General features: G+C 73.4%; 11 protein-coding genes. 4 read left to right on the top strand and 7 right to left on the bottom strand.

What is annotated here, in order from left to right:
* Window positions 1–29 precede the first annotated feature (29 nt).
* Genes P1K89_RS08660 through tagF form a run of 3 tightly spaced genes read left to right on the top strand, consistent with a single transcriptional unit; the run spans window position 30 to window position 5,666 of the window.
* Window positions 30–1,388: a DotU family type VI secretion system protein gene (locus P1K89_RS08660; RefSeq protein ID WP_284615978.1), complete on the top strand. Its 1,359-nt coding sequence runs from the start codon at window positions 30–32 to the stop codon at window positions 1,386–1,388.
* On the top strand, window positions 1,385–4,951 hold the full coding sequence (gene tssM, locus P1K89_RS08655) for a type VI secretion system membrane subunit TssM (protein ID WP_284615977.1): 3,567 nt from the start codon (window positions 1,385–1,387) through the stop codon (window positions 4,949–4,951). Before P1K89_RS08660 ends, tssM begins: the two co-directional genes overlap by 4 nt.
* Window positions 4,952–4,973: 22 nt before the next feature.
* Window positions 4,974–5,666: a type VI secretion system-associated protein TagF gene (tagF, locus tag P1K89_RS08650; protein ID WP_284615976.1), complete on the top strand. Its 693-nt coding sequence runs from the start codon at window positions 4,974–4,976 to the stop codon at window positions 5,664–5,666.
* A 29-nt stretch (window positions 5,667–5,695) separates the two neighbouring features.
* On the opposite strand, the gene P1K89_RS08645 is transcribed toward tagF, so the two are convergent.
* Together P1K89_RS08645 and tagH are read right to left on the bottom strand one after the other, a co-directional pair.
* Window positions 5,696–6,493 carry a PP2C family protein-serine/threonine phosphatase gene (locus P1K89_RS08645; RefSeq protein ID WP_284615975.1) on the bottom strand — a complete coding sequence of 266 codons (798 nt, stop codon included), beginning with the start codon at window positions 6,491–6,493 and terminating at the stop codon, window positions 5,696–5,698.
* A 2-nt stretch (window positions 6,494–6,495) separates the two neighbouring features.
* Window positions 6,496–8,517 carry a type VI secretion system-associated FHA domain protein TagH gene (gene tagH / locus P1K89_RS08640; protein WP_284615974.1) on the bottom strand — a complete coding sequence of 674 codons (2,022 nt, stop codon included), beginning with the start codon at window positions 8,515–8,517 and terminating at the stop codon, window positions 6,496–6,498.
* A gap of 321 nt (window positions 8,518–8,838) precedes the next feature.
* On the opposite strand from tagH, the gene P1K89_RS08635 reads away from it, so the two are divergent.
* Complete coding sequence (locus tag P1K89_RS08635) at window positions 8,839–9,717, top strand: LysM peptidoglycan-binding domain-containing protein (protein WP_284615973.1); 879 nt, start codon at window positions 8,839–8,841, stop codon at window positions 9,715–9,717.
* A gap of 111 nt (window positions 9,718–9,828) precedes the next feature.
* On the opposite strand, the gene P1K89_RS08630 is transcribed toward P1K89_RS08635, so the two are convergent.
* The 5 genes from P1K89_RS08630 to P1K89_RS08610 form a co-directional block, all read right to left on the bottom strand.
* Entirely contained in the window at window positions 9,829–10,749 is a 921-nt protein-coding gene (locus P1K89_RS08630) for a tetratricopeptide repeat protein (protein WP_284615972.1), read from the bottom strand.
* Window positions 10,746–11,819: a polysaccharide deacetylase family protein gene (locus P1K89_RS08625; RefSeq protein ID WP_284615971.1), complete on the bottom strand. Its 1,074-nt coding sequence runs from the start codon at window positions 11,817–11,819 to the stop codon at window positions 10,746–10,748. Before P1K89_RS08625 ends, P1K89_RS08630 begins: the two co-directional genes overlap by 4 nt.
* Before the next feature lie 67 nt (window positions 11,820–11,886).
* Complete coding sequence (locus P1K89_RS08620) at window positions 11,887–13,788, bottom strand: protein kinase domain-containing protein (RefSeq protein WP_284615970.1); 1,902 nt, start codon at window positions 13,786–13,788, stop codon at window positions 11,887–11,889.
* A gap of 51 nt (window positions 13,789–13,839) precedes the next feature.
* On the bottom strand, window positions 13,840–16,683 hold the full coding sequence (locus tag P1K89_RS08615) for a serine/threonine-protein kinase (protein WP_284615969.1): 2,844 nt from the start codon (window positions 16,681–16,683) through the stop codon (window positions 13,840–13,842).
* A 153-nt stretch (window positions 16,684–16,836) separates the two neighbouring features.
* Window positions 16,837–19,182, bottom strand: coding sequence for a serine/threonine-protein kinase (locus tag P1K89_RS08610; protein WP_284615968.1), 2,346 nt, complete (start codon window positions 19,180–19,182; stop codon window positions 16,837–16,839).
* Window position 19,183: the final 1 nt, after the last annotated feature.

Here is a 19,183-nt window from a genome sequence, read left to right as displayed (position 1 = left end):
TGCACGACGATCCACCGAAGTCCTGACACATGGATCCGTCCAACGATCCCTTCGCGCAGCTCGACGGCCAGCGCACTTTCATCAAGCCGACACCCGGTGGCTTCACCGGCTCGCGGCCGGTCGAGGGCGCCACCGTCGTCGGTGATGCGCAGGCGGCCGAAGGCGCGCTCGCCGAGCACGGGTTGAACCCGCTGCTCGCCGTGGCCAACAAGCTCCTGATGACCGTGCCGCAGATCCGCAAGACGCGCCAGGTCGCCGACCCGGCCGCGCTGCGCGCGGCGCTGGCGCAGAGCGTGCGCGACTTCGAAGCGGCGGCCCACCAGCGCGGCATCCCGCCGGAGCGCGTGATGGCCGCGCGCTATGTCCTGTGCACGATGCTCGACGAGGCGGCCGGCGACACGCCCTGGGGCGGTTCCGGCGTCTGGGGTCGCAACAGCTTGCTGGCGAGCTTCCACAACGAGGTCTTCGGCGGCGAGAAGGTCTTCCAGCTGATGGCCCGCCTGGCGGAGAAGCCGGACCAGAACCGCGACCTGCTCGAGCTGATCTATGCCGCGGTGGCGCTCGGCTTCGAAGGCCGCTACCGCGTCATCGACAACGGCCGCGCGCAGCTCGAGGCGGTGCGCGACAAGCTGGCGCAGATCATCCGCCAGCAGCGCGGCCCCTACGCCCCGGCGCTGGCGCAGCACTGGCAGGGCCAGCCGATGCAGCGCCGCCGCGCGCTGAGCTGGCTGCCGCTGGCGGTCACCGCGGCGCTCGCGCTGCTGCTGCTGGTGGGCATCTACACGGTGTTCGTCTTCCGGCTCGGCAGCATCACCGACCCGGTCTACGGCCAGATCCAGAGCCTGCGGCTGGCGCCGCCGGTAGCGCCCGTCGCCCAGCCGGCACCGGTGCCGCGGCTCGCGCAATTCCTGCAGGCGGACATCAAGGCCAGCCTCGTGGCCGTGCGCGACGAGGTCGACCGCAGCGTCGTCACCGTGCGCGGCGACGGGCTGTTCCCGTCCGGCAGCGCGACGCTGGTGCCCGAGCGCGAGGTGCTGATGGGCCGCATCGCCGATGCCCTCGCGAAGGTCGGCGGCGCGGTGCTGGTCACCGGCCACACCGACAACCAGCCGCTGCGCACTGCGCGCTTCCCGTCGAACTGGCACCTGTCCGAGGAGCGTGCGCGTGAGGTGCGCGACCTGCTGATCGCGCGCGGCGTGCAGGCCGACCGCGTGAAGGCCGAGGGCCGCGCCGACGGCGAACCCGTCGCGCCCAACGACACACCCGCCAACCGCTCCTTGAACCGCCGCGTCGAAATCACGTTATTGACCACGCGCACCGACAACTTCGCGCCGCGCCCGGCTGCCGGTGGCGCGCCGGCGGCCCCGGCCAGCGGAGCCAAGAAATGAAGAAGGTGCTCGGCTGGATCTTCAACCGCTTCGTGCTCGGCGCGGTGCTGCTGCTCGCGCTGGCTTTCATCATCTGGTTCATCGGCCCGATCATCGCGATCGGCGAGGCGCGCCCGCTGGACAGCGAGCGCGCCCGCTGGATCACGATCGGCGTGCTGGTGCTGCTGTTCGTGATCTGGGCGACGCTGTCGGTGCTGCGCAAGCGTCGCGGCAACAACCAGGTCGTCGACCAACTGATCGCGCAGCCCGCCACCCCCGGCGCACCGGCGGCGCAGGAGAGCGCGGACCTGGTCGCCGTGCGCCAGCGCTTCGAGCAGGCGCTGGGCACGCTGCGCAAGGCGCGCTTCGGCGGCGGCAAGGGCGGGCTCGCGGCGCGCTTCGGCGGCAAGTACCTCTACGAGCTGCCCTGGTACATGATCATCGGCGCGCCCGGCTCGGGCAAGACGACCGCGCTGCGCAACTCGGGCCTGCAGTTCCCGCTCGCCGACGCGGTGGGCGACCACGCGGTGCGCGGCGTCGGCGGCACCCGCAACTGCGACTGGTGGTTCACCGACCAGGCGGTGCTGATCGACACGGCCGGCCGCTTCACGACGCAGGACAGCGACCAGGCCACCGACAGCGCCACGTGGTCCGGCTTCCTCGGCATGCTCAAGCGCTCGCGCCCGCGCCAGCCGCTCAACGGCGTGCTGGTCACCGTGTCGGTAGCCGACCTGATCGCCAAGTCCGGCGCCGAACGCGCGCGCCACGCGGCCACCGTGCGTCAGCGCGTGCAGGAACTGCACGAGAAGCTCAACATCCGCTTCCCGATCTACCTGCTGGTCACCAAGTGCGACCTGCTGGCCGGCTTCATGGAGATGTTCGGCTCGATCGACAAGGCCCAGCGTGCCGAGCCCTGGGGCTTCACCTTCGCGCTCGACAAGACCGGCCTGCCGAAGCAGCCGCCGACCAGCGAGCTGGGGCCCGAGTTCGACCAGCTGCTGCAGCGCCTGTCCGACGGCCTGATCGACCGCCTGCAGTCCGAGCCCGATCCGCAGCGCCGGTCGCGCATCTACGGTTTCCCGGGCCAGTTCGCGAACCTGCGCGGCGTGCTGCAGGAATTCGTCGAGTCGGTGTTCTCGCCGTCGCCGTATGAAGCGCAGCCGCTGCTGCGCGGCGTCTACTTCGTCAGCGGCACGCAGGAGGGCACGCCGATCGATCGCATGCTCGGTTCGATCGCGCGCCAGTACCAGCTCGAACGCGCGGTGCTCGCGCCGCAGCAGGCCAGCGGCCGCAGCTACTTCCTGTCGCGGCTGCTGACCGAAGTCGTCTTCGCCGAGCAGGGCCTGGCCGGCACCAACATCGGCTGGGAGCGCAAGCGACAGGCGATGGTCATCGCCGCGTACGCCGGCATCGGCGTGCTGTCGATCGGCACCCTCGTCGCGTGGAGCATCAGCTACGGCAACAACAAGCGCTACGTCGAGCAGGTGTCGGCGCGGGTCGACCAGGTCAAGCGCCAGGTGCAGGAGACGCCGAACCGCGCGTCGTCGAACCTGAGCCCGATCGTCAACGCGCTCGAAGCGACGCGCGGCCTTGCCGTGGCGGGTACCGGGCTCGGCGAGGGCGACGTGCCATGGTCCTGGGGCTTCGGCCTCTACCAGGGCAAGCGCCTGGACAGCGCCGCGCGCGCGGTCTACGACCGCATGCTGATCGACGCGATGCTGCCGCGGCTGGCGATCCGCGTCGAGGAGCAGCTGCGCTCCGGCGCATCGCAGCAGGAGTCGCAGTACGAGGCCCTGAAGGCCTACCTGATGATGTACGACCCAGACCACTTCGACGCCAAGGCCCTGAAGGCCCACGTCGAGTCGGACTGGGATGCGCGCCTGGGCCGCGAGCTGTCGACCGAGCAGCGCGAGCAGCTGTCGCGCCACCTCGACGCGCTGCTGGTGCAGGGCGCCGCGGTATCGCCGCTGCCGCAGGACAAGGGGCTGATCGATACGACGCGATTGCAGCTGGCCTCCGTCTCGCTGCCGCAGCGTGTCTACAACCGGCTGCGCACGCAAGGCCTGGGCGCCGAGTTCCCTGAGTTCACCGTCGTCAAGGCCGGCGGCGGCAACGCGCCGCTGGTGTTCACCCGCGTCAGCGGCCAGCCGCTGACCAAGGGGGTGCCGGGCCTGTTCAGCTACAACGGCTACCACAAGGGCTTCCAGTCGGTGGTCGGCGACGTCGCCAAGCAGCTCGACGACGAGCAGGAGTGGGTGCTGGCGATCAAGAACCCGACGCCGAAGTCCGCCGGCGCGCTGCTGTCGGACAAGCTGGTCGACGACGTGCGCCGCATCTACCTCAACGAGTACGCGTCCACCTGGACCGACTTCATCGCCGACGTGCGCCTGGTGCCGGTGACCAGCATCTCGCAGTCGGTGCAGACCACGCGCCTGCTCGCCGCACCCGACAGCCCGATGATCCCGCTGCTCAAGGCGATGTCGCGGGAGACCACGCTGCTCACCGGCTTCGGCTCGCTGGAATCGGCGGCGGACAGCGCGCGCGCCAGCGTGACGAGCAAGATCCTCAGCAAGATCGGCGCGCGGCCTTCGACCACCGGCGCGCCGGAAGCGCGCATCGAGAGCATCGTCGACGACCGCTTCGTGGGCCTGCGCCGCCTCGTCACCGCGCCGGAAGGCGGCAAGGCGCCCATCGAAGGGGTCGTCGCGCGCCTGGGCGAACTTCAGGTGCTGCTGACCTCGGTGGAGGCCGCGCTCAAGGGCGGCGCAGCGCCACCGGCGTCGCCGCTGCCGAACCAGCTGAAGGCCGAGGCCGCGAACGCGCCGGAGCCGGTGCGCTCGATGCTCGAGAACCTGGGCTCGGCGAGCTCGAAGGTGGCGCTGATCCAGCTGCGCGAGTCGCTGGCGCGCGACGTGCGCTCGCAGATCGGCGAGTTCTGCCAGCAGGCCGTCGCCGGCCGCTACCCGTTCGACCCCGGCTCGACGCGCGACGTCACGCAGGCCGACTTCGCGACGCTGTTCGGCCCCGGCGGCAAGTTCGACCTGCTGCTGCAGCAGAAGCTCGCGCCCTATGTCGACACCAGCACGCGGCCTTGGAGCTTCCGCCCGGTCGACGGCACGCCGCTGGGCACCGACCATGGCCAGCTGCCGCAGTTCCAGCGCGCCGCGGCGATCAAGGAGACCTTCTTCGGCCCCGGTGGCCAGGCCGCGACCCTGCGCCTGGAGTTCAAGCCGGTCGAGATGGACCCCGCGATGACGCAGTTCGTGCTCGACGTGGACGGTCAGGTCGTGCGTTATGCGCACGGCCCGCAGATCCCCACCGTCGTGCAGTGGCCGGGCCCGCGCGGCTCGGGCCAGGTGCGGGTGATGGGCACGCCGTCGGGCGGCATGGTCAACGACGGCCCGTGGGCGCTGCTGCGCCTGTTCGACCGCGTGACGATCCAGCCCGGCTCGGCGCCGGAGAAGTTCCGCGCGACCTTCGACCTCGATGGCCGCAAGGCGGTCTTCGACGTCACGACCAGCAGCGTGCGCAACCCCTTCCGCATGCCGGACCTGCGGCAGTTCGGTTGTCCCACCGGGCTGTGACGCAAGGCGTTCGAGGGCAGCGATGAACGGCCTCCCGCACGAGCCACCCGGCTGGTGGGGCAAGCTGTCCTCGCTGGGCGACTTCGCGTCGCGCCGCGTGCCGCCCGACTTCGTGCGCGCCTGCGACAACTGGCTGGCGCGGTCCATCGCCGCCAGCCAGCAGGTGCTGGGCGCCCGCTGGCTCGAGGTCTACCTCGGCGCGCCGGTCTGGCGCTTCGCGTGGGCGCCCGGCGTGATCGACCGCGACTGGTGGTTCGGCGTGCTGATGCCCAGCTGCGACAACGTCGGCCGCTACTACCCGCTGCTCGTCGTGCAGCGGCGCGACCGCCCGCCGATCGACCGCATCGGCTTCGACCACCTCGACCTGTGGTGGATGCACGTCGCGCGCGCGGCGATGTCCACGCTCGGCGAGCCGTCGACGCTCGACGCGTTCGAGGCCGCGCTCGCGCAGGCACCGCCGTGGCCGAGCAACGGCCCGCTGATGGTGCCGCAGCAGCGCGGTGCCACGCCGGGCCGCGAGCGCTTCGCGGTGGCCGCCGGCGCCTCGCTCGGCCAGCTGCTGCACGGCCTCGCCGTCAGCGAGCTGCACGGGCGCAATACCGGCCACAGCTTCTGGTGGCCGGTCGGCGACGGTGGCCGCGAAGGCAGCTTCAGCCTGGGGCCCGGCCTGCCGGACCCGGCGAGCTTCTCGGAGCTGCTGACCGGGGCCTGGTGAAGAAGGCCTCGGAACGCCGGGCCTGAACCTCAGCGCCGGAACCGCGGCACCGTGTCGTCCGGGCGATAACGCGTGACGTCGGTGGGGTCGCCGACCCACACCGCGACGGCGCTGAAGTTGTCCTGCTTGGGGTTGGCGTGCGCGACGATGCGCTGCTCCATCAGCGTCAGCCATTCCTGGGGCGTGCGCGAGTGGCCCAGCGTGTCGGCGAGCTGAAGCGCGTCGAGCGGGTCCCACCAGCCGTCGGTGCACAGCAGGAAGGCGTCGCCGTCCTGCAGCTCGACCGGGCGCACGACGGTGTGCGGCTGCACGTCGCCGTCGATGCCCAGGGCGGAGAGCAGCTGGTTCTTCTGCGGGTGGGTGCTGGCCTGCGCGGCGGTGATCAGCCCGGCCTGCACCATGCGCTGCACGACGCTGTCGTCGGCGGTGACGAGGTCGGTGACGCCGCGGCGGATGCGGTAGAGCCTCGAATCGCCGACATGCGACCACAGCGCATGGCTGGTCTGCCCGTCGATCCACAGCGCGACCACCGTGCAGTGCATGCGGGCGCTGAGGTCGTTCGAGTCCTGGTGGCTCTGGACCACCGCATGCGCGGCACGCACCACCTGCGTCATCGCGGCCGGCGAGAAGGCGAGCATGGGGTCGCACAGGGCCGCTTCGACGCTGGTGACCGCCCGCTGCGCCGCTTCGGCGCCGCGGCGGTGGCCGCCCGCGCCATCGGCGACGACGGCGTACCAGCCGCTACCGGCCGTACCCCACCGCAGGTCGTCTTCGTTGCCCTGACGTGCGCCGCGGTCGGTCTTGCTGGCGATGCGGATCTGCAGCACGTTCAGCCGCCGCCGTTGTTGCGCTTCAACCGCTCGAGCTGCTGTTCGTAGGCGGCCAGGAAGGCCTTGCCGAACAGGTTGTGGAAGTCCTCCTGCGCCTCGTCGCGGATCGTCTCGAAGTGCTGCAGGTACAGCTCCCACAGCTTGGCCTTGCGGTTCATCGGCAGCACGCTGTCGAGCAGCGAGCTGCCGACGAGCTTGGATTCGAGCTGCTGCGGCGCGAAGCGTCCGAGCATGCCGTCGAGCGCGGCGCGCATGCCGGCGACGGTGCCGATCGAATGGCCGACGAGGTCGTTCATCGCATCGGTCATCGCCGCCGGGCCCGACAGGAAGCCGCGCATCGTCGGCTTGAGCAGCTGCTCGATGCCGGTGGCGGCATCGGGCGAGAACTTCAGCGGGTTGTTGCCACGCGCCTGGATCACGGTGACCGCGGCGCGCAGCTCGTGCTTGGTGGTCGCGCGCACGGCGATCAGCTGCAGCGTGCCTTCGATCGCGGCGCGCATCACGCCGCCGACGTCGCGCATCATCGCCGGCGTCAGGCCGGGCAGCATCTCGGGCGGGATGGCCGCGCCCTCGCAGAACGCGCGCCACAGCGCTTCGATGTCGGCCGAACTCGGCGACGGGCCGGCCGGTGGGCTGGCTGCCGTGGTCGGCGCGGCGGCGATCGCCGGCGCGGCAGCCGGCGATGCGAACTGCGTCGGCACGTAGGCCGCTGCCGGCGCGACCGGCGCCATCGCGGGCACCGGTGCCGCTGCCGACGCGGGCGGCGTGCCGAAGTCGAAGTCCAGCGCCGAGGCCGGTGCGCTTGACTGCGGCGCTGCGGCCGGCGGCAGTTCCACGCGCGCGGCCGGCGTCGTGATCGGCGGCGGCGGCGGACTCATCTGCCAGTCGAAACGCGTCGGCAGCACCGGGTTGGCCACTTCCGGCGTGGACGGCACCGGCTTCGGCGTCAGGGGTCGCGGCGGCGAGACCTGCTGCGGCGGCACGAAGCCGGCCATCAGGTCGGGCGTGTGGTTGGCGACGGAGGGCGCGCTCGCCGGCGCCGCCGGCGGGCTGCTGCCGAACAGCGCCAAGGGATCGACCGACAGGCCGCCCGCACCGGCCGGCACGGGGGCACCGGCGCCGGCACCGCCCGGCGGCAGGCCGGCCATGAAGTTCGCCAGCGGATCGGCCGCCGCGCCCGGATTGGCCGGCGGCGCACGCAGCCCGAACATGCTGTCCAGCGACGACGGCGGGGCGCTCGGAATCAGGTCGTCGAAGGCGCCGCCGCCCCGGGACGCGGGCGGCGCGGCGAAGGGGTCGGGCCGCTGCGGCGGCGGGGCACCGAAGGGATCGAAGTCGTCGGGCAGCCGCCCGGCCGGCGCGGCTGCCGGAGCGCCGAAGGCCTGCGAACCGCGCGGGATGCCCGAGGGCGGTGGCATCAGGTCGGCGAAGGTGTCCCCCGTCGACGGCTTGGGTCGCGCGAAGCCCGCGGGGCCGGCGACCGCAGGTGCGGCGGGGGCGCCGCCGATCAGGTCGGCGAAGGGATTGCTGCTGGACAGCGGCGCCATGTCGGCGAGGCCGCCGATCGCCGGTGCCGACACCGGCCGCGGCGTGCTGATCGGGGGCGGCGTCGATGCTTCGCGGGGCCAGGCGTTGCTGCGCAGCGCGGTCGGTTCGGCGGCGGCGATCGCGGCGCGGCCGCGGGTGATGTCGCCGCTGTCCTCGGCGTCGACCACCACCTGCAGCAGGTAGCCGCCGATGCGCACCTGGTCGCTGTTGCCGAGCATCGTGCTCTCGCCCTGCACCAGCGTGCGGTTGCCCACGGTGATCGGGTTCGCGGCGCCGACGTTCTTGATCAGGTACTGCGCACCGGTGCCGATGATCTCGGCCTGCAGCCGCGAGATGTGCCGCTCGGGGTCGGGCAGCGCCATCGTGTTGTGATCGGCGCGGCCGATGGTGCCGCCGCTGGCGTCGAAGCAGGCCGTGATCGGCTGGGACAGCGGCTGCTCGTTGAGCGATACCGCGAGCAGGGTGAGGGTCATGGCCGGTGGGGGTGGGCTGTCCGGCAGTGGATACCGCCTTCTTTCGGGGGCAGGCCATCCTCGGCTGTGACTCCGGCAAGAGCAATGTCCGAAAGTCATCCCCGCAGCGATGGATTCCACGGACGCTCGCTTGCGATGTTGCGCGACGGTGTTTCCAGCTGTTGCCGTGCACTGCGCGGCTTGTTGAGGGCTGCAACGCTGGCCGATAATTCATTTCAATGGGTTGCGCGCCAAATCAGCGGCGCGGCGCGCCGCCCCTCGTTGTGGGGCGGGCCGCCCGGCTTGCCTGCGACACTCGACCGTACAGGTGAGCAATCGAAGATGACTTCCCCCGGTGACCTGCGTCGGCTGACGGCCCTGCTCGTGGCGGTTGGCCTGGTGGCCGGCTGCGCCCAACCGCCGGGTGCGACCAGCGCGCCGCCGGCACCGCGCCCTGCGGCACCAACGCCGGCCGGGCCGGCCGCGGCGCCCGGCACGGCGCCCGCCCCCGAGGCGCCGCCGCCGTTGCCGCCGTTGCCGCCGCAGCAGGTGTCGCGGACCGTCGCCGCCGCGATCGAGATGCTCGAGGCCGGCCATGAGGACCAGGCGTCGATCGAACTGCAGCGCGTGCTGCAGACCGAGCCCGGCCACAAGCTCGCGCAGAGCCTGCTGCGCCAGATCAAGGACGATCCGGTCGCGATGCTCGGCCGCGAGTCCTTCGCCTATCGGGTGCAGCCGGGCGAATCGCTGTCGCGCATCGCGCAGCGTTTCCTCAACGACGTGCACCTGTTCTACGCGCTGGCGCGCTACAACGACATCAAGGTGCCGCGCCAGCTCGCCGGCGGCCAGCTGATCCGCGTGCCCGGCAAGTCGCCGCCGCCCTCGGCGCTGACGCCGCCCGCGCCGGCGCCGGTGCAGGCGCCCGCGCCGCGTCCGGCAGCGGCGCCCGCCCCGACGCCGGCAGCGGCGCCTTCACCGGCCCCTTCACCGGCGGCGTCGGCGACCGATGCGACGTCCGACGCCGACAAGGCGGCCCGCGGCCGCAACGAAGCCATCACGCGCCACACGCGGGCGGCGCGCGCCGCCTTCGCGAAGCAGGACCTCAATGGCGCGATCCGCGCGTGGGACGCGGTGCTGGAGATCGATCCGAACAACCGCACCGCGCAGCTCGAACGCCAGAAGGCGATCGACCTGAAGGAAAAGCTCACGAAGGTGAAGTGAGGGCCCGGCGGCGGTCGGCCCCCTGCAGCCCTCCGGGTTGGTCCCCCCGCGGGGGTGAGTCCGGACGTCGATCGTCCAGCGGACGATCGGCGCCTGGCGAACGGCCGGTCTTCAGGGGCTCGCCCGTTCGGCCGCCTTGGGGCGGCCCGGCGGCGGCCCCGTGACCGCTGGCGCGGGCAGCGTGCCGCCCTCGCGCAGCACCTGCAGCCGCGCACGTGCAGCGGCCAGCGACGGATCCAGCTGCAGGCTGCGCTCGAGCGCGGCGATGGCGCCGGCGCGGTCGGTGGCCGCGATGCGCTCGGCCTTCTGCACCAGCAGTTCCGCCAGCAGCTTGCGCGCGGCCGGCGTGTCGGCGCGCTGCGCGGACGCCGGCGTCTGCAGCAGCGCGATCGCGTCGTCGAGCTCGCCCTGCGCGGCCAGCATCGCCGCGTGTTCGACGGCATTGCGGTCGGCATCGGCGCGCTGCGCGGCGGGCGGTTTCGCCGCTGCCGATGGCCGCGCCGATATCTCGCTAGGCGCCGGACGGCGGGCCGCCGCCTCCCGCGCGAAGCGTGCACCCGGTGGATGCCGCTTGTTGCGCTCGCGCTCGATCTGCCGCAGCGCGTCGGCAGCGCCTTCGTGCAGCGGATCGAGCGCCAGCGCGCTGAGGTAGAGCTGCGTCGCGCCGTCGAGGTCGCCCCGCCGGGCGGCCGCCTCGGCCTTCGGCAGGCGTTCGGCGAGCGTGTTCTGCACCAGCGCGCGGGTCGCGGCCAGGCGCTCGCGGTAGTCGCGCTGCTCGGGGCGCAGCGCCACCAGCGATTCCCATGCGAGCACCGCGTCGCCCAGCCGGCCCTGGCGCGCGGCCTGCTCGGCCTTCGCACGCTGGCGGCGCTCGAAGGCGTCGATGCCGGCCGCGGGCGGGGTCGGCGCCGGTGCGGCCGCCGGTGCCGGCGCGGGGCCGGGCGGCGGCGCCGGGGGGGTGCTGCCGCAGGCGGCCAGCAGGGCCGTCAGCGCCGCCAGCGCGCAGGCCCGGGCGGACGGTCGGCCGGTCATGGCACCGTGACGCTGCGGCTCGTCTGCAGCTTGGACTTGAAGCCTTCGAGGTCGAGGTCGCCGAAGACCATCGTGCGCCTGAGCAGCGTCGGCTGCGCGAAGAACGCATTGCCGCCGGCCTGCACGGTGACGCCGAGCTGGTAGCGCTGCCGGGTCATCGTCTCGAGCACCACGTCGTTGGCGTCGCCGAACGGGTAGGCGAACTGCTGCACCTTGACCTTCGCCGACGCCAGCCGCTTTTCCAGCAGCTCGCGCGGCGCGCGCAGCTCGGTGTCGATCGCCGCGCGGTAGCGCTCGTCGGTCTCGCCGGCGGCGCGGTCGGTCAGGTTGCGGTGGGTCTTCGAGTGCGCCTGGATGTCGATGACGCCCGACGCGGCCATCTCCTGCAGCTGCGCCCAGCTCAGGCCGTCGGCGGCGCCGATGAAGTCGGTGTAGACGAACAACGTCGCCGGGAAGCCGTGTTTCTTCAGCAGCGGATACGCATGGCGGTACACCGACTCGTAGCCGTCGTCGATGGTGATGACCACCGACTTGCGCGGCAGCGCCTCGCGCCCGGCGAGGAAGCCCGCCACCTGCGACAGCTTCAGCACCTGGTAGTCATTGCGCGCCAGCCAGTCGAGCTGCGCGGCGAAGTTCGACGGCGACACCACCATCTTCGCGCCGCCGGCGCCGAAGCGGTGGTAGCAGAGGATCGGGATGGTCTGCAGTTCGCCGTTGCGCACGCCGGCCGGGTTCAGCGGCTGCAGCGGCACGATCAGCGGCTGGCCGGCCTCGACACGGCTGACGCCGTTGGCCTCGGCGATGGTCCAGTGCTTGTCTGCGTCGCCGAGGAAGCGCTCGGCGATCGCCGGCAGTTGGTCGCCTTCGCGCGGCAGGTAGATCAGCAGCCGCTCGCCGCGTCCGATCACTTCGCCGGCGGCGCGCACATGCGGCGCGGCCGCCGCGGCGACTTCGGCCGCGCGGGCGGCCGGCGGCGGCGGCCCCTCGGTCACGGCCGGCGGTGCGGCGCCACGGCCGGCACAGCCGGCCAGCAGAAGGGCCAGCAGCAGGGCCGGCAGCAGGGACGGCACGGGGGCCGGTTCAAGCAGGCTGCCGCACGCCGCGGCGCGGAGGGCACGGACCATCGCGCGGCCCGCGTCAGCTCGGCGACGAAGGCCGTTCGCGGCCGCCGCCCGCCTGGCCGCGACCGATCGAGGTCGGCGGCAGCGGCGTGTCGATGCCCGCGGCATTGCGGTCCTGCAGCGCCTGCGCCATCTGGTCGAACGCGACGTAGAGCTCGCCGAACTCGTCCTTGCGCTGCTCGTTGATGCGGTGGTCGAAGCGGCCCTTGCCGATCTCGGCCATCGAGTCGGCGACCAGGCGGATCGGCTTGGCGAACCAGTTGGCGACGAAGTACATCGCGATCGCCACCGCCGCGACGGTGACCACCGCCAGCACCACCATCAGCGAGATCGACAGCCGCGCCACCTGCGTCAGCGGCTCCTCCGGGATGCCGAGCGCGACGCGGCCGACCTGCTTGTCCTGGAAGGTGATCGGCGCGTCGAAGCCGAGGACCGGCGCGCCCTTCACCTGGTAGCGCGACGCGGCGATCGCGCCGTGCTTGCCGATGGCTTCGCTGCCCTCGGGCTTGTAGGGCTGGCCGACCAGCCCGGGCAGGCTGGACACGCGCACGATGCCGCCGAGATCGATGACGGTCACGCGCTCGAAGTTGCGCGTCTTCATCATCTCCTGCACCGCGACGTCGACCGCCTCCCAGTCGTCGCCGAGCACCGAGGCGGCGTTCTGCTGCGCGATCATGCGCGCCAGCGATGCGCCGTAGTCGCTCACCTGGCCCATCATCGCGGTGTACTGCCGCTGCGTGATCAGCGCCGCGGTGAAGCCCATCACGACGGCGACGATCGCCGCCATCATGGCCGCCCACTTCAGGCGCAAGGGCACGATGCGCGGGCGGTTGCGCTCGCGCGCGACCTCGTCGAGCTCGGCCAGCACCTTGGCCAGCGCGTCGGACAGCTCGCGGCCGGTCTGGAAACGGTTCGCCGGCTGTTTCGCCAGGCAGCGGTCGACCACCCGGCGCAGCGACGCCGGCACCTCGGGCCGCAGCTTGGTGATCGGCGGGTGTTCCTCGTTGGCGATGCGCGTGGCCACGGCCACCAGGCTGTCGCCGCGGAACGGCCGCTTGCCGGTCAGCATCTGGTACAGCACGATGCCGGTGGAGAACAGGTCCGAACGGCCGTCGAGCTTCTCGCCGTTGGTCTGCTCGGGCGACATGTACTGCGGCGTGCCCAGCACGTCGCCGACGCGGGTGTGCTGGCCGTCGCCCAACTCGTCCATGTGGGCGATGCCGAAGTCGGTGACCTTGATGGTCTGGCTGCCGGCCAGCCGCATGATGTTGCCGGGCTTGATGTCCCGGTGCACGATGCCGCGGCCGTGCGCGTAGTCGAGCGCGCGCGCCAGCTGCATGCCCATCACGACGACGTCGCGGATCGGCATCACCTTGTGCTTCTCGATCTCGTCGGCGAGCGACACGCCGTCGATCAGCTCCATCGCCATGTAGGGCCGGCCGTCGATCTCGCCGACGTCGTGCACGACGACGATGTTCGGGTGCGACAGGCCGCCCGCGGCGCGCGCCTCGCGCAGGAAGCGCGAGCGGTACTCGTCATCGGCGCACAGCGAGGCGTGCAGGAACTTGATCGCGACGTCGCGGTTGATCGTCGGGTCGTGGGCCTTGAAGACCGTGGCCATGCCGCCGCGGCCCAGGCGCTCGCGGACCAGGTAGCGTCCGATCTCCTGCACCGTGCCTTCGCCGCGGCCGCTGAAGCCGGGCAAGGTTGGCGCGCGCTTGCCGTCGCCGGTCAGCAGGGTCGCGGGCGAGGGCCGCTGGTCGGTGCGCAACACCATGGTCGGCTCGTAGCCGGCGGCGGCCAGCGTCGGCGGCGCGACCGTGACGACGCGCGTGGCTTCGGCGTCGTCGTCGTCCGACGGCGGGGGCAGCGGTTCGGCGCCCTGCGCGGGCAGGGCCGGAGAGTCTTTCGAGTTCATGGAAGGCAAGCCGGCGCAGTATGCGCTCGCTGATTGTCGCTGGCGAGCGTGCTACTGGATGCCGGCCTGCAACGCGCGCTGAAGCTCGCGCAGAAATGTTTCTCGAACCTGGGCCTGGTTGCGGCCGTTCAGGCGGCCGGCGAATTCGACGAAGGCGCCCGGCCGCAGACTGCCGTCGGCGCCGATGATCACGCAGCCGGCGTTGCCGTTGCGGTTGCAGTCGCCGACCGCGCGCTCCTCGGCCCAGGCGCCGGTGCGCTCGTTGCTGCCGAAGCCGAGCGTGATCGCGCCGTTGCGCTCGCCCACCGCCATCGCGCTCTTCCAGCGCAGCTGGCGGAACGCGCGGTTCAGCTGCGCGAGGCGGTCGAGGTCGGCCGGCTCGCGCACGTTCAGCAGCAGCTCGAACGCGCTGCCGACGTTGAGCCGGGACTCGTTCGCGCGCAACTGCGCGATCGCGTCGGTCCATTCATTCGTCGCCGGCCGGGCCGCCGGGGCGGGGGCAGGCGGTTGCGCCGGAGTTGCGGCCGGCCGCGTCGGCTCCGGGGTGGCCACGGCGGCCGGGTCCTTCGCCCGCTGCTCGGCCAGCGCACGGTCGAGCGCGCGCATGAAGCGCGTGCGCACGATGCCGACGTTCTGCGCGCCGAGCGCGCGCGCGGCCTCGATCAGCGCATCGCGGCGCAGCTCGCCGTTCATCACGATCGCCGCGCAGCCGCCGCTGGCGCCGGCCTGCTCGCGGCAGCGGCGCAGCGCGCCGTCCTGCGCGGCGGCCGGCGTCGGCCGCGCGACCTGCCAGTTGAAGCGCAGGTGGCCGTCGCTGCCGACGCCGAGCGCCATCGCGCTGTTCGCCGGGCGCGACTTCAGCATCGCATCGAGCTCGCTGCCGATGCGGCGGTCGTCGTTGCTGTTCGCATCGAGCAGCAGCGCCAGGGCGGCCGACGGCGCAAGCGGCGTGCGCTGCGCTTCGAGCCGGGCGATGCGGGTGCGCCATTCGGCCGTGAAGTCGGCGGCGGCCGGGGCCGGGACCGACGGGGTCGCCGGCGCAGCGGCGATCGGCGGCGGCGCGGCGATCACCGCGGGTGCGGGCGCCGGGGCCACGGGTGCGGCGGCCACCGGTGCTGGCGTCGGGGCGGTCACGGGGGGTGGCGCTTCGGCCTGCACCGGGCCGGGTGTCGGGGCGGGTAGCGGGGAGGGTGCGGGCGCGGGCGGCGCGATGGCGACCGGCGCCGGGGCCGGCGTCGGGCCGGCGCTCGGTGCCGGCGAGGGTTCGGGTGCCGAACCCGAGCGCGACCACCAGAGGCCGGCGAAGGCCAGCACCGCGATCAGCGATGCGGCGCCGATGAACATGGGGGTCTTCGAGCGGGCCGCCGCCGCAGGCTTCGCGGCGGCCGGCGTCGGCACCGAGGCAGGCGACGGCGCGCGCCAGGCCGGTGCAGGGGACTTGCCGGTCGCTGCCGGCGGCGGCGCGGGCGGCACCGGGGCCGAGGCACGCGCGGTCGGCACGGCGATGGTCGCGGCGTCGTCGCCGCTGCTCGGCGCCTTGGCGGGAGCCGGTCGGGCGAAGGCCGACGCCGCGGCGGCGGCGGCCGCGGCGGCGGCCGTGCCGGCCGCGGCCGCGGTGCCGGCGTGGGTGGCGGTGCTCAGCCCCATGGTCATCGACGCCGCCGACGACGGGGGTGGCGCGATGCCCGGGGGCAGCGTCGGCGTCATCGGCGTCATCGGCGGTGGCTTGGCGCCGGGCGGGACGGTGGGATCGCCGATCAACAGGTCGATGCCGTCGCCGTTCCCCGCGGCGGCCCGGGCCGTGGCGGGCGCGGGTGCCGGTCCGGCGGGCGTCGGGCTGCCCGACGGCACGGGCGGCATCGGCAGCGGTGGCAGCGGTGCCGGGGGCGGCGCGCCGGCGGCGCCGCCGCTGGCGAAGCTGGGCATGCCGGTCACCGTGCCGGCGGTGCCGATGATGCCGAGGCCGCCGCCGCCGAAGCTGCCGCCGGTGCCGGCGGTGCCCATCGTGCCGCTGCCCGAGCCGGGCTTGGCGATCGGCAGCACCACGGTGGCCTCGTCGCCCTTGACGGCGGCGGCGGCGCGGATCGCGTCGGCCAGCGCCGAGGCGCTCTGGTAGCGCTCGGCCGGCTTCTTGGCCATGGCCTTGCGCAGCACCGTGTCCCAGGCCGGGCTCAGCGCGGCGTTCAGCTGCGTCGCCGGCGCCGGCTCGTCGTGCAGCACGCGCTGCATCACCGAGGTCACACTGCCGGTGAAGGGCTTCTCGCCGGTGAGGAACTGGTACAGCACGACGCCGCACGAGAACAGGTCGGACCGGCCGTCGACCGGCAGGCCGAGGATCTGCTCCGGCGACATGTACATCGGCGTGCCGATCATCGTGCCGGCCTGCGTCAATTGCGAGTTATCGAGCCGGGCGACGCCGAAGTCGGCGACCTTGATGCTGCCGTTGCGCAGCAGGATCACGTTGCTCGGCTTGATGTCGCGGTGCGTCACGCCGCGCTCGTGCGCATGCTGCAGCGCCGACAGCACCTCGCCCATGATGCGGGCCACGTCGGCCGGCGGGAAGCGGTGCTTGTTGTCGAAGTAGTGCTTGAGCTCCTTGCCGTCGATCAGCTCCATCGCGATGAAGGCCACCGGCGCCCCGCCGAGGGTGGCGTCCTCGCCGTAGTCGTAGATCGCGACGATGCCCGGGTGGTTGAGCCGGCCGACGGCCTGCGCCTCGCGCTTCAGGCGCGCCATCAGCTCGGCCGACTGCGGCCCGAGCTGGTCGGGGCGGATGACCTTGACGGCCACCGAGCGCTCGATCAGCGGGTCGAAGCCTTCGTAGACGACGCCCATCGAGCCCTTGCCGATCTCGCGGCGGATCTCGTATTTGCCAACGCGGGTCGGAATGGGCATGGGTCAACGGTCGGGCGGACGACGGGCGGCAGTGGTTCGTTCGCGATCATGGCCGAGGCGATGCATCCGTGGCAATCGACGGAAGGGGACGAAGCGCACACCCGGGGCCATTTCAGGCGCGGACATGACTTTCGGCCGTCCGTCCCGCCCCGATCAGCGCAGGTTGGCCTTGAGCGCCCGCAGGAAGGCCGCGCGCACCTCGGCCTGCGCCCGGGCGTCGAAGCGCACGGCCAGCTCGGCCAGCGCGCCGGGCCGCAGCTCGCCGTTGACGAGCACGATGACACAGCCGGACGAGCGCGCCTTGCACTGGCCCAGCGCGGCCTGCTCGGCCCAGTCCGCGCGCGACTCGGGCTGCGGCGGCCAGTAGTAGCTCAGATAGCCGTTGCGCTCGCCCATCGCCAGCGCCGTGCTCCAGCGCAGCCGCAGCACCGTGGCCTGCAGCAGCTCGAGCTGCGCCAGGTCCTCGGCCGCGTCGGCCTGCAGCAGCGCCTGCAAGGCCTTCGCGAGACCCGCCGACGCCGGCAGCGCGCGCAGGCGGGCGATCGAACGCTCCCAGGCCGGTCGCGTCGACGACGCGGCGGCCGGCGGTGTGCTGGCCGCGGGCCGTGCGGCCGGCCCCGGCGCATTGACCGCCGGTCGCGTCGCGGGGCCCGTCGCGGGTCCCGTCGCTGGTGGCGCGGGCGGCGATTTCGCCGCCGCCGATGCCGCGCCGGCCTTCGCGGCGGCCGCGGCACTGGCGGCATTGGCGATGGCGACGTCGTCGCGACGCATCGCCTGCGTGGTGGCGCTCAGGTAGTACAGCAGGCTGTTGCGCACGTCGGCGATCGGCTGGTGGAACTCGGCGAAGGTGGCGGCCAGCGTGTCGCGGCGCAGCTCGCCGTCGACGAACACCGGCCGGCAGTGCACCGCGTGGCGGGTGAAGCAGCGCCGGCGCGCCGCGTCGACCGCCTCATCGGCGCTGCTGGCATTGGCCTGCCACGAGAAGACGGCGGCGCCGTCCTTGGCGCCCATCACCAGCGCGGTGTGCGGCGGCCGGCGCAGCAAGGCCGCGTCGAACTCGGCCAGCGCGCTGCGGTCCGGCCCGTTCAGCGGCTCCAGCAGCAGCGTCAGCGCGGCACGCATCGTCGTGGCCTCGCGCGATCGTTGCAGCTGCGCCGCGCGCCGCGCCCATTCGGTGGCCGCCGCGGTGGAGGCCGAGGGCGGCGTCGGCGCCGCGGCCACCGGTGCGGTCCTGGCCACGGGTGGCGCGGCGGCGCGGGACGCTGCGGTCGCGCTGCGCGAAGCCGCCGGCGCCGGCGCCGGCTTCGACGGCGCTGCCGAGGCCGGCGCCGGCGATGAGGCTGCCGAAGCGGCTGCGGCCGCGGGGACCGCCGACGCCGCCGCCGCTGCGACGGCCTCCGCCGGCAGCGGCACTGCGGTCGCGGAAGCGGGGGCCGCCGCGACGACCGTGGCGCTCGCGGCCGGTGCCGGCGGGCTCGCCGCCAGGCCTCGATCGTCCGGCCGGGTCGCGACGTAGACGCCGGCGATCGCGGCGCCCACCAGCGCCAGGCCGGCGCCGGCGATCCAGGCGCCGCGCCGCCGGTGCACGGCCCCGGCGGCGGCGGGGGCCCGGTCGGCCGGCCGCACCACCGTCGCGTCGCCGCTCTGGGCCGCCAGCGCCGCGCGCAGCGCGTCGGCCATCGCCCGCGCATTCTGGAAGCGCGCCTCGGGCTTCTTCGCCAGCGCGCGGTCGAGCACCGCGTCCCACGCCGGGCTGAGCGCCGGGTTGGCCTGCGACGGCGGCGCCGGCTGCTCGTTGAGCACCTTCTGGATCACCGTCGTCATGCTGCCGGCGAAGGGCTTGCGGCCGGTCAGCATCTCGTACAGCAGTACGCCGCAGGAGAACAGGTCCGAGCGGCCGTCGACCGGCAACCCCAGCAGCTGCTCGGGCGACATGTAGCTCGGCGTGCCGATGAGGGTGCCGGCCTGCGTCAGGTCCGAGCTCTCGATGCGCGCGACGCCGAAGTCGGCCAGCTTGACGCTGCCGTCGTGCATCAGGATCACGTTCGCCGGCTTGATGTCGCGGTGCGTGACGCCGCGTTCGTGCGCATGCTGCAGCGCGGCCAGCATCTCGCCGACGATGCGCACCGCGTCGTCGGGGCCGAAGCGCTGGCCGTCGTCGAGCAGCTCGCGCAGCTCGCGGCCGTCGATCAGCTCCATCGCGATGTAGGCGACCGGGCCGCCGCCCTGCGTCGCGTCCTCGCCGAAGTCGTAGATCGCGACGATGCCGGCGTGGCTGAGCCGGCCGGCCGCCTGGGCCTCGCGCCGCAAGCGCGTCAGCAGCTCGCCGCCGTCCTGGCTGTCGCCGCCCGCGGCCAGGTCGAGCGCGTCGCGCCGGATCACCTTGATCGCCACGCGGCGGTCGATCACCGGGTCCCAGGCCTCGTAGACCACGCCCATCGCGCCCTTGCCGAGCTCGCGGCGGATCTCATACTTGCCGAGGCGGGTCGGTGCGCTCATC

It is taken from the genome of Aquabacterium humicola (assembly GCF_030167915.1).
GTDB lineage: Bacteria > Pseudomonadota > Gammaproteobacteria > Burkholderiales > Burkholderiaceae_C > Pseudaquabacterium > Pseudaquabacterium humicola.
Note: the sequence above shows the minus strand (reverse complement) of the source record. Positions and strands in the feature narration are given on the sequence as shown.

Coding starts and splice junctions, on each gene's coding strand:
- P1K89_RS08660 (WP_284615978.1), top strand. CDS start 30: ATGGATCCGTCCAACGATCCCTTCGCGCAGCTCGACGGCCAGCGCACT.
- tssM (WP_284615977.1), top strand. CDS start 1,385: ATGAAGAAGGTGCTCGGCTGGATCTTCAACCGCTTCGTGCTCGGCGCG.
- tagF (WP_284615976.1), top strand. CDS start 4,974: ATGAACGGCCTCCCGCACGAGCCACCCGGCTGGTGGGGCAAGCTGTCC.
- tagH (WP_284615974.1), bottom strand. CDS start 8,517: ATGACCCTCACCCTGCTCGCGGTATCGCTCAACGAGCAGCCGCTGTCC.
- P1K89_RS08635 (WP_284615973.1), top strand. CDS start 8,839: ATGACTTCCCCCGGTGACCTGCGTCGGCTGACGGCCCTGCTCGTGGCG.
- P1K89_RS08630 (WP_284615972.1), bottom strand. CDS start 10,749: ATGACCGGCCGACCGTCCGCCCGGGCCTGCGCGCTGGCGGCGCTGACG.
- P1K89_RS08620 (WP_284615970.1), bottom strand. CDS start 13,788: ATGAACTCGAAAGACTCTCCGGCCCTGCCCGCGCAGGGCGCCGAACCG.
- P1K89_RS08615 (WP_284615969.1), bottom strand. CDS start 16,683: ATGCCCATTCCGACCCGCGTTGGCAAATACGAGATCCGCCGCGAGATC.
- P1K89_RS08610 (WP_284615968.1), bottom strand. CDS start 19,182: ATGAGCGCACCGACCCGCCTCGGCAAGTATGAGATCCGCCGCGAGCTC.